At 71.2% G+C, this 14,694-nt stretch carries 11 protein-coding genes; 4 read left to right on the forward strand and 7 right to left on the reverse strand.

Going from position 1 to position 14,694, the window contains the following annotated elements; all coding sequences use genetic code 11:
* Nucleotides 1-133 precede the first annotated feature (133 nt).
* Nucleotides 134-2,197, forward strand: a complete 2,064-nt coding sequence (locus ACFWBQ_RS14360) for an N-acetylmuramoyl-L-alanine amidase (protein WP_385487779.1) — start codon at nt 134-136, stop codon at nt 2,195-2,197.
* A gap of 80 nt (nt 2,198-2,277) precedes the next feature.
* Here the strand turns inward: ACFWBQ_RS14360 and ACFWBQ_RS14365 are convergent, their stop codons facing one another.
* Nucleotides 2,278-2,730, reverse strand: a complete 453-nt coding sequence (locus ACFWBQ_RS14365) for a hypothetical protein (RefSeq protein WP_385487644.1) — start codon at nt 2,728-2,730, stop codon at nt 2,278-2,280.
* A gap of 86 nt (nt 2,731-2,816) precedes the next feature.
* Between ACFWBQ_RS14365 and ACFWBQ_RS14370 the strand changes: the two genes are divergently transcribed.
* Nucleotides 2,817-5,732 (forward strand): BTAD domain-containing putative transcriptional regulator, encoded by a 2,916-nt coding sequence (locus ACFWBQ_RS14370; RefSeq protein ID WP_385487646.1) that lies wholly within the window; start codon nt 2,817-2,819, stop codon nt 5,730-5,732.
* An 84-nt stretch (nt 5,733-5,816) separates the two neighbouring features.
* Here ACFWBQ_RS14370 and ACFWBQ_RS14375 read toward each other — a convergent pair whose 3' ends face one another.
* The gene (locus tag ACFWBQ_RS14375) at nt 5,817-6,179 is read right to left on the reverse strand and encodes a DoxX family protein (protein ID WP_385487648.1); all 363 of its coding nucleotides are present in this window, start codon (nt 6,177-6,179) and stop codon (nt 5,817-5,819) included.
* 105 nt (nt 6,180-6,284) lie between these two features.
* Between ACFWBQ_RS14375 and ACFWBQ_RS14380 the strand changes: the two genes are divergently transcribed.
* Nucleotides 6,285-6,662 carry a winged helix-turn-helix transcriptional regulator gene (locus ACFWBQ_RS14380; protein ID WP_385487650.1) on the forward strand — a complete coding sequence of 126 codons (378 nt, stop codon included), beginning with the start codon at nt 6,285-6,287 and terminating at the stop codon, nt 6,660-6,662.
* Nucleotides 6,663-6,778: 116 nt separating this feature from the next.
* Here the strand turns inward: ACFWBQ_RS14380 and ACFWBQ_RS14385 are convergent, their stop codons facing one another.
* Together ACFWBQ_RS14385 and ACFWBQ_RS14390 are read right to left on the reverse strand one after the other, a co-directional pair.
* Complete coding sequence (locus ACFWBQ_RS14385) at nt 6,779-7,213, reverse strand: hypothetical protein (RefSeq protein WP_385487652.1); 435 nt, start codon at nt 7,211-7,213, stop codon at nt 6,779-6,781.
* A 415-nt stretch (nt 7,214-7,628) separates the two neighbouring features.
* On the reverse strand, nt 7,629-8,642 hold the full coding sequence (locus ACFWBQ_RS14390; RefSeq protein ID WP_385487654.1) for an aminoglycoside phosphotransferase family protein: 1,014 nt from the start codon (nt 8,640-8,642) through the stop codon (nt 7,629-7,631).
* A gap of 83 nt (nt 8,643-8,725) precedes the next feature.
* On the opposite strand from ACFWBQ_RS14390, the gene ACFWBQ_RS14395 reads away from it, so the two are divergent.
* Nucleotides 8,726-9,475, forward strand: a complete 750-nt coding sequence (locus ACFWBQ_RS14395) for an ATP-grasp domain-containing protein (RefSeq protein WP_385487656.1) — start codon at nt 8,726-8,728, stop codon at nt 9,473-9,475.
* Nucleotides 9,476-9,495: 20 nt separating this feature from the next.
* On the opposite strand, the gene ACFWBQ_RS14400 is transcribed toward ACFWBQ_RS14395, so the two are convergent.
* From ACFWBQ_RS14400 to ACFWBQ_RS14410, 3 genes are all read right to left on the reverse strand, one after another.
* On the reverse strand, nt 9,496-10,368 hold the full coding sequence (locus ACFWBQ_RS14400) for an adhesin (protein WP_385487658.1): 873 nt from the start codon (nt 10,366-10,368) through the stop codon (nt 9,496-9,498).
* Nucleotides 10,369-10,498: 130 nt separating this feature from the next.
* Entirely contained in the window at nt 10,499-12,322 is a 1,824-nt protein-coding gene (locus tag ACFWBQ_RS14405; RefSeq protein ID WP_385487660.1) for an MFS transporter, read from the reverse strand.
* Between the two features lie 181 nt (nt 12,323-12,503).
* Nucleotides 12,504-14,694 (reverse strand): D-alanyl-D-alanine carboxypeptidase (locus tag ACFWBQ_RS14410; RefSeq protein ID WP_385487662.1); only part of this gene is annotated, 2,191 nt, incomplete at its 5' end.

The raw sequence follows: 14,694 nt of genomic DNA on the forward strand, positions 1-14,694 counted from the left end.
GGGAATAACCGGCATGGACTCCGGGGCCGAGGCGCCCCGGAGCGGCCCTCCTGAGACGCAGGTGAGGTCGGCGGACCTGGAGGCCGACTCGAGCGGCGCGTCGCTCCCGAAGCGCGACACCGAGCCGTTCAGCATGCTGGGCGTGACGTGGACCGATCCCGGGGCGCATGTCACCGGTGCGGTCGAGGTCCGTACGCGCGGGGCGCGTTCGGGCCAGTGGTCGCGTTGGCTGCGGCTGGACGGTGACAGCGGTCAGGGCGAGAGCGGTGCGGCGCGTGGCGGTACCGAGCCCGCCTGGGTCGGCTCCTCCGATGGTGTCGAGGTCCGCGTACGTGCGGGGGACGGATCGACATCGGCCAAGCTTCCCAAGGGTCTGCGTCTGGACATGGTCGACCCCGGAAGCGGCAAGGTCACCGGCATGGAACCTGCGGCGTTCGCCGTCGAGGAGACCGATGATCCCCTGCCCACCGACTCGCCGTCGGACTCCGGTGAGCCGACGCAGAGCCCGACCGCGCCCACGGATCCCGCGAGCAGTGAGCCGCCCGCCGAACCTTCCGTGAGCGAGCCGCCGGCCGCGTCCGAGACGCCCGGCAGCTCACCGTCGCCGTCCGGCTCCCCGTCCGAAACGGTGAGCCCCACGCCGACGGTGACGGTGCCGCCCGCGCCGCCGTCCACCGCGCCGCAGCCGCCGGTCACTTCCCGCGCCGGCTGGGGTGCGGACGAGTCGATCAGTCCGGAGGAGCCGGGCTACCTGCCCGGCGGCACGATAAAGGCTGTGGTGGTGCACCACACCGCCGAGTCCAACACCTACACCTGTGAGCAGGGTCCGGCGGTCGTGCGCGGCATCTACGCCTACCACGTGAAGCAGCTCGGCTGGAAAGACGTCGGCTACAACTTCCTCGTCGACAAGTGCGGCAAGATCTACGAGGGCCGCAAGGGCGGCATCGACCGGCCCGTGATGGGCGCGCACGCCTACGGATTCAACGCCGAGACGACGGGCATCTCCGTACTCGGCACCTACACCGACGCGGCCCCGCCGCAGGCCGCGATGGTCTCGGTGGCCCGTATCGCCGCGTGGAAGCTCGGCCAGTACGGCGTGAACCCGGCCGGTACGACCACACTCACCGCGGGCGACAGCGGCGTCAACTTCTTCGGCAAGACCTGGGCCAAGGGCGCTCAGCTGACCTTCCCGGTCATCCACGGTCACCGGGACGGTTACAACACCCAGTGCCCCGGCAACGCCTTCTACACCCAACTCGCCACGATCCGCTCCTATGCGGCCGGCCCAGTCACGGGTCTGGCGATCAAGTCCGTCACCGGCGCCGGCCTGTCCGGGACGACGTACTACACCAAGGCCTCCGTCACCGTGAACTGGTCGGCCACCACACCGGCTTCACTGATCTCGAAGTACGAGCTGCTCGTCGACGGCAAGGTGGCCACCACCGCTGCCGGCACCGCGACCTCCGCCAAGGCGACCCTCACCGTGGGCACCCACAAGGTCGCCGTCCGCGCGGTCCACCAGTCCGGCAAGACCGCCACGACAGCGGCCGCGACCGTGGTCGCGGAGACCACCGTCCCCACCTTCACGGCCAAGCCCTCCCTCTCCCTGCGCACCGGCACCGTCAGCACCACCGCCGTCCCGCTCACCCTGAGCTGGAAGGCAGCCGACAGCGCCGCGCTGAAGGAGGTACGGCTGACCGCCCCCGTGGCCAGGACGTACGGCCCGACCACCTACAGCGCCGCCCACACCGCGAAGTCCGCAGTGGCGACCGCCTGGACCATGACGGCCTACGACCGGGCCGGCAACACCGCGACCGCCACCGCCACGGGCACCCCGGTGATCCTGCAGGAAACCTCCGCCGCCAGGTCCGGCACCTGGACCGCCAAGTCCTCCACCAGCTACCTGGGCGGCAGGTCCTACTCCAGCTCCACCAAGAACGCGAGCCTGACCTGGACCTTCACCGGCAGGTCGGCGGCCTGGGTGGTCTCCCGTGCCTCCACCTCCGGCCAGGCGTACGTCTACGTCGACGGTGTCAAGGCCGCCACCGTCGACCTCAAGTCCGCCACCACCAAGTACCGCGACGCGATCTGGGCCAAGAGCTGGACCGCCAGTGCCAAACACACCATCAAGATCGTCGTGGTCGGCACATCCGGTCGTCCCGCCATCACCACCGACGGCCTCGTCTACCTCAAATAGCGCCGACTCGAATCCCGCCCGGGGCACGTCGCAGTAAGCCGCTGACCTGGGATTTCTGATCTCTCCCTCAGGGAGGCGCTCTATGCGGCCTCGGACTCCTCGTCCGGGGCCGTTCGCGTGACCGGTGCGTGAGCGGACGGGGCGCCGGGCCCCGGCCTTTCGCTGCGCCGTGTGGTGCCGTCCCCGGCCGGCAACCCCTGGGCGCCGCAGGTGTCCACGCCGATGTGCCCTGTCGGGCGCTCCGCGCGGAGCACGGCGCGGGCCGCCGCGAGGATCGCCTCGTCCGCCTGCACCCCGGAACCTGTCAGCACCTGGATCAACCGGGTCCGCCACACGTCGGGGTCCGTCTCGTACGCGTCCAGCACCCGTACGCCGTAGCCGCCCACGCTGTTGCCGCCACCCCCGACGAGCCTCAGGCGTACCGCCTCCTTCAGCCCGGCGTAGAGGTCGTGGACGGCTCCGCGCGCGGAGCCCGTGAGTCCGGCCGCCGCCCCTGTCGCGAACGCGGTGGCCACCAGCTCCACTTCTGTCACGGGACTCCCCTTCAGTTGTGCGGGTTGTGCGATGTCGTATCCGCCACCATGGCCGGTGGTGCTGCAATGCTGATGAAATTCTGATGATGAACGGGAGCGGAGGCTTCGCGGTGGACGGGGGAACTCCTCAGCGGCTCCGGATCGGCCTGCTCGGGCCGCTCCGGGCCTGGCGCGGCGGAACACCGCTGGAGCTGGGGCCGGTTCGGCGACAGGCCGTACTCGCCGCGCTGGTGCTGCGTGTGGACACGCGGGTGAGCCATGAGCAGTTGCTCGACGACCTGTGGGAGGGACAGCCGCCGGGGTCGGGCCACAAGGTCCTGCCGAGCCACATCCACCCACTGCGCAAGGCACTCGACGTGGCGAGCGCCGGACCGACGGAGTCGGTGATCCGCAGCGGCAAGGGCTGGTACAGCTTCGGCGGCCACGGAGTCGGGCTCGATGTGACCGAGCTGGACGAACGCGTCGGCGAGGCACGGCAGGCGAAGGTGTCCGGCGACGTGACCACCGCGATGGACCGGTACTCCGAGGCGCTGACCCTGTTTCGTGGCGAACCCCTGACCGGCCTGCCGGGACGGCGCGCGCAGGCGGAGCGGCAGCGGCTGCTGGAGCGTCGGCTCTCGCTCCGGCTGGAGAGACTCGAGTGCCTGGTGCTGCTCGGCCGGTCCGCCGACGCGCTGGACGAGCTCGCCGCGCTGTCCACGTCCGATCCTCTCAACGAGTCGGCGCTGGCGCTGCGTATGCGCGCTCTGTACGGCAGCGGGCGCCAGGCGGAAGCCCTGAACTCCTACCAGGACATGCGCAGGCGCCTGCGCGACGAGCTCGGCGTCGATCCCGGCGAAGAGCTCCGCCGGACGTACGACGCGGTGCTGCACCAGGACGACGCACGCCTCCTTGTCGGGGCCACGGCTCACTCCGTCGCTCCTGCGCCCCAGCCTCGGTTCCACCGCACAGTGAACGACCTGCCGGGCGACGCCGGCCACCTGATCGGGCGGGAGGCGGAGCTGGCACAGCTGATCGCGCCGTATCCGCCCGGATCCGTATCGATCATGACGGTGGACGGTTCGGCCGGGGTCGGCAAGACCGCGCTCGTCGTACGCGCGGCCCGTGAGCTCAGCGCCCAGTACCCGGACGGCTGTCTGTTCGTGGACCTGCGTGCGCACAGCACGCAGCAGCGGCAGGCGCCGGAGCGAGCACTGCAGCGGCTTCTGCGATCGCTCGGTGCGGCCAAAGGTGAGTTGCCGAGCGACCTCGAGGAACTCACCACCGTCTGGCGCGCGACGACCAGCCCGCTGCGACTGCTGCTCGTGCTCGACGACGCCCTGGACGCCGAACAGATACGACCGCTGCTCCCCGCGGGAGCGGGGAGCAGGGTGCTGGTTGCCGGCCGGCGACGGCTGGCCGAACTGGACGCCGACCGACGGGTCACCCTGGAGCCCCTGGAGAGCGGGGATGCGGTGTCCCTGCTCAGGCACATCATCGGAGAGGAGCGCACGGGCAGGGAGCCGGAGGCGACGCATCAGCTGGTCGGGCTGTGCGACGGGCTGCCGCTGGCACTGCGCATCGCCGGGTCGCGGCTGCAGAACCGCGACACCTGGACGGTGGAGTACCTGGTGAGCCGCATGGCGGGCGACGAGCACCGGCTCGGCGAACTGAGCATCGGGAACCGCAGCGTGGAGGCGGCCTTCCGGCTGTCCTACGACCAGCTCGCACCCGAGCAGCAGCGCGGATTCCGCGCCCTGGGCCTGGCGCCGACGGTCGAGTTCGACGTGCTGACGGCGGCGACCATGCTCGACTGGCCGTCCCGCGACACCGAGCGGGTCCTGGAGAGTCTGGTCGACACGAGCCTTGTGCAGGAGCCGCGTCCAGGCCGTTACCGACTGCACGACCTGGTGCGCGTGCACGCACGACGCCTCGCGGAAGGCGCGCCCGCCGAAGCCGCCGCCTCGCGCACAGCCGCGCTTCGCCTCTACCTGGACGCGGCTCGGACGACCAGCGACTGGGGCCTCGCCGCTTTCCCCGCCGGACCCCAGCCCACCGCAGCACCGTTCCCGCACTGGCAGGACGCGGAGAGCTGGCTGGACGCGGCCGGCGGAGAGCTCGCCGACGTCGTCGGGTACGCCGCGGCCGTCGGCGAAGCCGACTACGCCTGCTGGCTCGCCGAGGCGCTGTGCGACTACTTCGTACGGCAGGGCCGCTACCACGAGTCCCAGACGGCTCTGGAGATCGCACTCGCGCATGTGGACGAGGCCACCGACCAGCGGATGGCCACCGCGCTACGGAACTGCCTGGCCTACACCGCCGTATACCAACGCCGGTACAGGCAGTCCCGCACCTACGTCACCGAGGCACTGGACCTCAGCCGGCGCCGCACCGACCCGTTCGAAGAGGCCCGCGCTCTCACCCTGCTGGGGGCTGTCGACCTGAGTGTGGGCGAGGACGACCGAGCAATTGCCCACCTCACCGCGGCGTTGAACCTGGCCCGGCGGCTGCGCAACGACTTTGTCGCCTCGATAGCACTCGTCACCCTCGGCCTCGCCCACCAGTTCCGGCTACGGAACGAGGAGGCGCTGGCCTGCTTCGCCGACGCCCACACGCTCGCCGAGAGGGACAGCAGACCGCGGGTACTCGGCAGGACCTTGACCTGCGCCGCCGACGTCCACCTCCGCCTCGGTCACTACGATGAGGCCAGGAGCCGGTTCCGTCAGGCGGTCGAGCTGGGTGAGCAGGTCGGGGACATCTTCCTCTGCGCGCGCAGTCTGACCCGGCTGGGCACGGCAGAGCGGGGCGGGGGAAACCCGGGCGCGGCCATAGCCCTCCACCACCAGGCTCTCCTTCAGCACCAGTTGCTGTCCCCGCTCACCGACCCCAGTTACCACTGGCTGGAGATGGACATCCGCAGCCGTCTGGGCCACGCCTACCTGGCGACGGGCCGCGTCCTGGAGGCGCGCCAACAGTTCCAGGCCGTGCTCGACGTGCACGAGGCCCGGGCACACCGGCGCTGACCGTGCGCCCGGCGGCTGGGGCCTGCGCCGGAGAGGGCGGACACGAGTCCGTGCGGGGCAGGCGTCAGGACCTCCGCCGGCGCCTCACCAGGCCGTGGCGAGCCAGGCAGCCGCTCCGGCGAGCACGACGAGGGCGATGTTGAGACCGGTCTCCTTGACCTCGCCCCGGGACAGGTGCAGGCTCGTTGCCAGCACCTGGAGCACGAGGAGCCCGAGCGCGGCCACCATCGCGAGGACGGGCGCGATCCCTGTGAGCGGCGGCAGGACGAGGCCGGCCGCACCCAGGATCTCGACGACGCCGATGACCCGCACCAGCCACATCGGAACCGTGTCCACCCAGCCCATCATGGGCGCCAGCTGCTCCTTGCGCTGCACAGCCTTCTTGCCGCCTGCGTACAGGTAGAAGACCCCCAGGAGCCCGGCGACGATCCAGTAGGCGATCTCCATCGTCGTCCTCCGTGATAGTTACGGCTTGTAAGCAACCACATGATCGGTGATTGTTGAAGGCCTTACAAAAGGCACACCGGTGTGCGTGGCGAACAGGGGACGCCGATGTCGAAGTACCGCAACTCCTGCCTCATCCGCGGCGACGGCGGCCGTGCGATCCGGGGCATCCTGGACCGCATCGGCGACACGTGGACTCTGCTGGTGGTGGCCACCCTCGACGGCGAACGCATGCGCTTCACCGAACTCCAGCAGCGCATTCCCGGGATCTCGCAACGCATGCTCACCCGCACGGTTCGACACCTCGAGCGCGATGGCCTCGTCACGCGCACAGCGTTCCCCGAGGTCCCGCCGCGCGTCGAGTACGAGCTCACCGCGAGGGGACGCACCCTGATCGAACCCGCGGTGAAGCTGGCCGAGTGGGCCGTCGACAACAACCCCGGCATCGAGCTGAGCCAGGCGGACTACGACTCGGAGCATCCCTGAGGCGTCGCCGGAGCGAGCACCACGGCTCGCTCCGCCGGTGCAGCTACCCACGGGAAGCAATCGTCCCGACGGTCAGCAAGGAACACCGGCCCAGGGGCCCGTCCGATACCGGGCGGTCAGCCTGCCAACGGCAGGACGGCCGCTATCGCGTTCCGGTCCTTGCGGCCCACCAGCGGGAAGATGATCTTCAAGCCCTGCTCGTTGTCCGGCGAGGAAACGACGAAGGACGAGTTGAGCACGCGCTCCTTGATCTCCGAGCGAACGAGACCGGCGCGCGGAATCGTCATCAGGTGTTCCTCGGGCCGGGCGAAGGTCGGGTTCGCCCGGAAAACGAAGATGCGACGGTCGGTCATCGCCAGGTACATGGGGGCCGGTGCCGGGATCACAGCGATTCCGCCACCGCTCATGATCGCCGAGGCTGCCGCGAACGCTGCCGTCCGGCGCACGGAGACCGAGCTCAGGTTGACGATCGTCGTCACCTCGACCTGCTCCTCGGGCTCGAGCATGGGGTCGATGGCGGCCAACAGCAATCGACGGCGCTTTCCGTTCACGGGCGTACTCCTGCACGGTGGGATCCGAACCGGACGGAACACTTCCGCCCGGCATGCGGCAGTCCGGCCCTCCGGGCCACCGCCGCAGGGTCCCGGAACCCGGGAAGCAGCCGCGGGCCGGACTCCCTCGCGAGGCCCGGCCGGCGTGAGCTGTCGGCATACCTTGGCACATGCGTTCCCCCGGCCCGCCACGGGCGCCCCATGACCTGGGACATCCGCGGTTTCAGGAGGCTCGGTCCCGGTCGCGTGCACGGCCACAGTTGATGCACTGTCGGATACGCGCCCTCCCGGAACGTATACGCCGATACGGCCGGCAGATCCACCCGGTACGCCACGCGCTGCACGCCTCGAGCACCACCTGCCGGCCCGTGTCCCGTACGGCGCCGGAGTACTGATCGCGAAGATCGGGGTCCTGTCAGGCATGGCCGCCCTCGTCATCGGGCCGGGCCTGCGCGTGCGTCCCGTCCGGGAGCGCCGCCGCGGGGCATGCCAGCCGTTCGCGGATGCCTCGCGCACCGGGGCCGGCGAGCAGGCAGAGGCGGTCCGGCCGGTCTCGGTCCGGCCGGTGGTCGTCGAGGATCTCGCCGATCACATGCCGTGCGGTCGCCGCCATCACCGGATTCGTGCTCCGGTAGTACGAGAGTTCCATGAGCGCGATCGACAGCGCCCAGCCCCGGCCCCGTGCCCAGGTCGCGTCATCCGACTCCAGCGCCGTCCGGAAGGCCCGCCTCGCCGGGTCCGTCAGCAGGTACCACCCCGCGATCAGGTCGACCGCGGGATCGGCCAGCCCCATGCACCCGAAGTCGATGACCGCACTCAGCCGGCCGCCGGAGAGCAGGACGTTGCCGGGCTGGAGGTCCCCGTGGACCCAGGCGGCAGCACCCTGTCGGCCGGGAGCCCGCAGGGCCTCGTCCCAGGCGGCTGCCGCCGCGGGGGTGTCGATGACTCCGTGCAGTGTGTCCAGGGCGCCTCGCGTGGCCGCGTCGCGCGATTCGAGCGGCTCGCTGCGGAACGCCGGCGGACCGCCCTCGGTGTCGACGCGCCGCAACGCACCGACGAACTCCGCCAGTTCGGCCGCGAGCCGGACGGAGCCGTTGCCGGCCTCGGGGTTCTCGCCGTCGAGCCAGCGGCAGACCGACCAGGACCAGGGATAGTCGTCGGCGGGTGCGCCTTCGGCCAGCGGTTCGGGTACGGCAACGGGGAGGTGCGGGGCGAGGCGCGGCAGCCAGCGGTGCTCCGTGGCCACGTCCTTCGACCCTCCCTCGATGCGGGGCAGCCGCACGGCCATGTCCGTACCCAGCCGGTAGATGGCGTTGACCGTCCCGTCGGAGTGGACCGGCTCGACAGGAAGGTGCGCCCAGCCGGGAAACTGCGCGGCGAGCAGCCGCCGTACGAGCGCCGCATCGGTCTTCACCTCGTTGACGTGCATCAGGCGATGCAAGCGGGCTGCGGTGGCGGGGTCAAGCGAAAATCGGTGGGGCACACGTGTGCGCTGCTGAATGATCGGTGCCCATGACGCTCGTACTCCCTCCACGCCTCACGGCCTCCGCGCGGACCCTGTGCGACACCGCCCGGCGGCGCGGCCTGCGGACCGTGCAGCTGCCCGGCTTCGACGTGCCCGAGGGGCTGCGCGACGGGGGTCCCCATCTGCATGCCGGACCGTCCTTCGCCGACGCCGTTGCGCCCGCGCTGGGCATCGCACCGCTGGAGGCCCCCGCCGACTGGCTCGCCCGGCTGCCCACCGCGTTCACCCGGCGCGAGATCCGGGCCGTGCCCATCCGCGAGGCGTACGGCCTGCGCCGCCCGGCCTTCATCAAGTCGCCCAATGACAAGGGCATTCCGGCCCTTGTGTACGCGGACGGCTCCCGGCTGCCCGGGCCGGATGCGGTGGCTCCGGACACCCTGGTGCTGGTGAGCGATGTCGTCGTGTTCGCCGCCGAGTACCGCCTGTATCTGCTCGACGGGCACGTGGTCTGCGGCAGCCAGTACGCCGAGGGCGGCCGGCTCCACCAGGCTCCGCTGCCGGCCGGCGCGCTCGCGTTCGGTGCCGATCTGCTCGCCGCCGCCGGACACACCCTGCCGTCCGCGATCGTCGTCGACGCCGGCCTCACCGACGCCGGACAGTGGGCCGTCATCGAGGCCAACGCCGCGTGGGCCAGCGGCTGTTACGCCTCCGATCCGGACCGGGCTCTGGACGTCGTACTGCGGGCCGCCGGTCCGGTCGCCCACCTCATGGAACAGGACCGTGCGTTCGTTCGGTGATCCTCACGGGCCTTGCGGACTCAGCGGCACGAGGCCTTCAGCTGGGCCGCCGCATGGTGCGCGCCCACCAGGTCCGTGTCGCCCCAGTCCCGGCCCCGGTCGATCAGCTGGACGGCGAAGGTGTCGCCCTTCACCGGGTAGCTCTTCACATCGACCGGCTCACCCCGGTGCTCCGGCTGGCGCACGGCGAAGCCGGTGTAGGCGGAGTCCGCGTCGCCGGGGTCGGAGAGCACCCGGTACACGGTGGGATTGCCCGCCACATCGATGTCGCGGACGCTCCTCGGCACGAAGACCGTCAGTGTGCACTCACTGAAGCCGTCGCCCAGATACCAGGACCAGACCGCGTTGCTGCCCCGGTCCTCGGACGGGCTGCCGGACATCGGAACCGCGCTGAACCGGCCGTCGCACGAACTGTTCCTGAAACCGCCCGACTCGACGGTGTACCAGCCCGCGTCACCGTTCTCGAAGCGGCCGTGCTCGGCGTAGTCACCCGTCGTGCAGCCGGGGCCCGCCCACGCGGTGTAACGGTATCGGCCCGTCTCCGCAGGGATGCTCGGGGAACTCGGGGAACTCGGGGAACTCGGGGATTCCGTCACGGGATCGTCCGGGCTCTCTTCACCTCCGGGGCCGATCCGGGTCGGAGCTCCGCCGCCGATGGGGGCAGGTACGGCGCCGGCCCGGCCCGCAGCCTCCGGGCGCCCGCCTCCGCCTCCCGCCGCGAGCAGCGACACAGCCGTGGCCAGACTCCCCGCCGCGACCACAACTCCGGCCGCAAGCAGGGCTTTTCGCCTCCTGGGCAGGGTGGATACCCGGCCCATCAGCGTCTCTTGGGCAACCCAGGAACTGCTCCCGCCCGCCGAACGCACGACGGAACCGCACCGGGGACAGACCATGCCCGGCAGCGGACCTATGTGTTCGCCGCCGCAATGTTGGCACCTCATGGCAGCACACCTTGCCAGTGCCGCGCCCGCAGAGGGAGAGTTCCCGCACTATTTGCCCAACCGGCCACCGGCCGCGCACCCGTCAGCGCAGTTCCTCCGGACACGGTGTTCCCGGCTTCAGCTGGTACGGCGCGGCGAGCCGGTAGACCCCGGGCCGCGGCGCGAGCAGCTCCGTCCACTCGTCGCCGTCCGGGTCCTCGTCCCCCTTGATCAGGCAGCCGTGCGCGTTGATGAAGTCCTTCGGGGCTTCCTCGTCCTTCTCCGAACGCTGCTTGGAAGCCTCCGTCTCCTGCGGACGCTCCACGCCCTTGCCCTCGTCGTCCACGACGGCGAGCCAGCGCGAGTACGGAATCCGGATCAGCACCCGGCCCGCCGACTGCACCCGGATCGTCAGCTCGTCCGGGCCGGCCCGTTCGACCGTCGCGGGCGGATCGGCGAGCGGCACCGGGTCCAGGACCCGGAACAGCTTCCAGTTGGCGTCGCTCCAGACCGCTTTCAGATACGGCTGGCCCTTCCGGACGAGCTCCGTCTCCTGCAGCGCCCCGCTGGAGTCCGGCTTCCCCGTCGGCAGCACGACGTAGTGCACGGCCCAGCGGTCGAGCCACTCCCGGTAGTTCACGGCGTTGAGGGTGTCGTCGTAGAAGAGCGGGTTGCGCTCCATGTCGGCCTGCCGGATCCAGCCGCGGGCCAGATTCACGTACGGCGCGAGCGCCGACGCCTCCCGGTGGCTGCTGGCGGGCACCACTTCGACCCGGCCCCGCTCCGCCCCGGCCTTCTGGAGCTGGTTGACCAGAGGGGCCAGCTCGCGGTTCCAGGACGCGGTGGGGGCGGTACGGACGATGTCGTCGACGCCCTTGAAACCGATCCAGAAGTTCAGACCCGCGAAGGCGATGACCAGCGCGTACCAGCGGCGGGTGCGCGGCGCCGTGTACGGCAGGGCGGCGAGCAGCACGACCCCGGCGAACAGCATCGCCATGCGCGACACGTTCGAGCCGATCTGCGAGTCGATCACGTACGTCAGCAGCGTGCCGACGCCGTACACCGCGGCGGCCGTTCGCACCGTGCGCCAGTCCCGCGGCACGAGGAAGAAGACGAAGACGGCGTACAGGAACGGCAGCGACAGGGTCCCGATCGCCATCGGCTGCGTACCCGAGAACGGGAACAGCCACGCGGACAGGGCCACGACAGCGGCGGGGGCCAGGCCCAGTGCGTACGCCCCGGGGCGCCGTTTGTTCAGGAAGAGCGCCGCGGCGACCACGCCGAGGAAGAGCCCGGCGACCGGACTGCCCGCCGTCGCGAGCCCGGCGAGCGGCGCGGCGACACCGGCCTTCGCCCACCGCTTGTACCGCCAGCGGTGGGGCCAGCAGAAGACCGCGGCGACCGCACCCAGCGCGAACATCATGCCGAGCCCGAAGGTCACCCGCCCGGACAGGGCGTTGCACAGGTACGCGAACGCTCCGGCGAGCGCGCACGCGAGGGGGTTACGGACGGCCGGCACCCGGACCAGGATCAGCGCGGTGAGCGCCGAGGAGACCGTACCGGCGATCATCATCGTCGTACGGACGCCGAGCACCGACATCAGATAGGGCGACACCACGCTGTACGAGACGGGGTGGACGCCCCCGTACCAGGCGAGGTTGTACGCGGTACCGGGGTGGCGGCCGACGAACTCCGCCCAGGCGTCCTGGGCGGCGATGTCGCCGCCGCTGTTCGCGAAGAAGAAGAACCACAGCAGGTGTGCGGCGGCCGCGACCGCGGTCGTCAGCAGGACCGGGTGACGCAGGATGCGGTCCCGAACGGATCTGTCGGCCCCGTCCCACCGGCCGTCGCGCGGGGCCGGAATCCGGACCTGCACGCTTCCGGCGGTCGTACTGCCGTTCGCCCGTGTCGGCTCAACGGTCGTCACTGCGACTCTCCCCGTCCTCGCCCGGGCCTGCCGAACCGTCGATGTACCGCACGGGCCTCATTCGTACCCGGAGGGACGCGTCCCGGCGCCCGACCGTTGCTTCCGGGACGCTAGCACGCACTTTTTTCTCCGCGCCGCCCCACCGTCGGGCCCGCACGTCCGTCGGCTCCGTGTCTGCCCGTCAGGTGATCCGGGTCAGCCTGTCGCCGAAGGCCGGTTCCGTCATCTCGCTCTGGAGAGCGACGGGTGCGGACACCTTTCCGGTGCCGGTGCCGACCGTCACCTCGCCCACGACCGTGCCCGCCTTCGCCGTGTGCTGGAGCGCCTTCCCGCCGTCGCCGAGGTCGAGCTCGACCTCGAGCCCGCCCCAGCCGACCGCCTTCAGGTCCTTGGTGGAGACCACCGGGGTCCTGCCGCCGAGCCCGTTGTCGACGTAACCGACGACCTGGCCCTTCTTGACGACGGTGGCGGAGTCGACGCCCTTCTGGGCGGCCTGGATCAGACCGAGGCTGCTCTGTATGGCGCGCTGCAGCTTGTCGTCCAGCGTGCCGTCCGCGTCGGCACCCATCACCGCGCCGATGATCCGCCGGCTCTTCCCGTCGATGACGGTGTCCGCGGTCCAGATGAGGTTGCCGCCGGCCGGGGTCGAGGAACCGGTCTTGATGCCGCTGACACCGGGTTCCAGCAGGATGTTGTTGTTGTTGTAGATGGTCTTGCCGATGCCCGGGATGTCGGCCTGGGGCATGTTCACGATCTCGCGGAAGACGTCGTACTGCAGGACCGCCTTGGCCAGCTTGAGCTGGTCGGTGGGCGTGGACTCGGTGGAGGACTCGAGCCCGCTCGGGTCGGTGTACGTCGACTTCGTCATTCCGAGGTCCTTGGCCGCCACGTTCATCTTGTCGACGAAGGCCTCCACCGTCGTGGCGTCCCAGCGGGCGAGCAGCCGCGCCACGTTGTTCCCGGAGGGGATCATCAGGAGCTGGAGCATCTGACGCTCCGTGTACTTCTGCCCCTCCTGGATGGGCGCCGTCGACTCGTCGGGGCGGTTGGCCTCCTCGCCCGCCTTCTTGTCGACCACGATCTGCTCACCGTCCTGCTTGCCGGTGATCGGGTGGTCCTTGAGGATCACGTACGCCGTCATGATCTTCGCGACGCTCGCGATCGGCGCGGTCTTCTCCGTGCCGTACGAGCCGATGGTGCCGACGCCCTCGACCTCGACGACGCCCTGGCCCTCTTCCGGCCACGGCATCTCCAGCTTTTCGCCGCCGAAGGTGTACGTGGGGGCGGCGGAGAGCGTCAGCGTGGGCTCGGGAAGGGGGCGCACGGCCTGCGCGATCGCAAAGACGATCACCACGAGCACCAGCAGCGGCGTCCAGATCTTGACGCGCCGGACCGCCGTGCGGACCGGGGTCTGCGGGGGCGGCGGGGTGTTCGTCAGCTCGGCGAGCAGGTCGAGCGGCGGCCTGGGCGGCATGGGCTGCTGCCTGGTGCTCTCGGCCTCGGTGAGCCCGGAGGCGGGGCCGGCCGGAAAGCCCGGATCCGCCGTGCGGCCCGGGGTGAGGTCCGGGGTGACGGTGGGGCCGATCCGGGGCGCTGACGCGGACGCATCGGGCCTGCGGGGGGCGGGCGCCGAGGCCGGGCGCGCCTCGTCCGACCGCAGCGGTACGAACGTGCTGGTCCGCTCGGCGGGGGCCTCGGGGGCGTCCTGCCTCGTGTCCCGGGGGAGCTTCAGTGCGGTGGTCGGCTGGTCGAGCTTCTTCGGCCGCAGCGCCTTGAAGGCGGTGGTCGGCTGATCGATTCCTCGCTTGCCCTCAGCGGGCTCCGCCGGGGCGGCCGCTTCCTCGGACTCGGCCTCTTCGGCCTTCTCGGCCTTCTCGGACGTGGCCGCCTCAGGGGTGGCCTCCTCGCGGGTCCTGGGCACGCGGGGCGCGTCGGAAGAGGCGCTGTCGTCCGCCGCCTCGTCGCTGTCCGTCCCGGTCACAGCCCGGGACGCGTCGCCCGGCGCGGGCTCGGCATCCGGCTCGGGTGCGGAGTCCTCGTCGCCCCCGCTCGCGACCCACGCCGCGACGGCGGCGCGCAGCCGTGCGTCATTCGGCTCGGCCGCGGAGGAGGTCTCGGAGCGGGGCTCCTCACGGGTTCCTGAACCGGCGTCGGACTCCGGAACGGACTCGCTTGCCGCCTCGGTGCCCCGAGCAGGGCTGCTCTCGGCGTCGGCCTCGTGCTCGGCAACCTCGGCGGCCTCGGAGTTGGACTCCGGCTCGGTCTCGGGCTCAACCTCGGCCTCGGGCTCGGCCTCGGGCTCGGCCTCGGGCTCGGCCTCGGGCTCGGCCTCGGGCTCGGCCTCGGGCTCGGCCTCGGGCTCGGCCTCGGGC

Origin of the sequence: Streptomyces sp. NPDC060035 (genome assembly GCF_042736635.1) — a bacterium.
In the GTDB taxonomy this organism is placed as follows: domain Bacteria; phylum Actinomycetota; class Actinomycetes; order Streptomycetales; family Streptomycetaceae; genus Streptomyces.

Coding starts and splice junctions, on each gene's coding strand:
- ACFWBQ_RS14360 (WP_385487779.1), top strand. CDS start 134: ATGCTGGGCGTGACGTGGACCGATCCCGGGGCGCATGTCACCGGTGCG.
- ACFWBQ_RS14370 (WP_385487646.1), top strand. CDS start 2,817: ATGAACGGGAGCGGAGGCTTCGCGGTGGACGGGGGAACTCCTCAGCGG.
- ACFWBQ_RS14375 (WP_385487648.1), bottom strand. CDS start 6,179: ATGGAGATCGCCTACTGGATCGTCGCCGGGCTCCTGGGGGTCTTCTAC.
- ACFWBQ_RS14380 (WP_385487650.1), top strand. CDS start 6,285: ATGTCGAAGTACCGCAACTCCTGCCTCATCCGCGGCGACGGCGGCCGT.
- ACFWBQ_RS14390 (WP_385487654.1), bottom strand. CDS start 8,642: ATGCACGTCAACGAGGTGAAGACCGATGCGGCGCTCGTACGGCGGCTG.
- ACFWBQ_RS14395 (WP_385487656.1), top strand. CDS start 8,726: ATGACGCTCGTACTCCCTCCACGCCTCACGGCCTCCGCGCGGACCCTG.
- ACFWBQ_RS14400 (WP_385487658.1), bottom strand. CDS start 10,368: ATGGTCTGTCCCCGGTGCGGTTCCGTCGTGCGTTCGGCGGGCGGGAGC.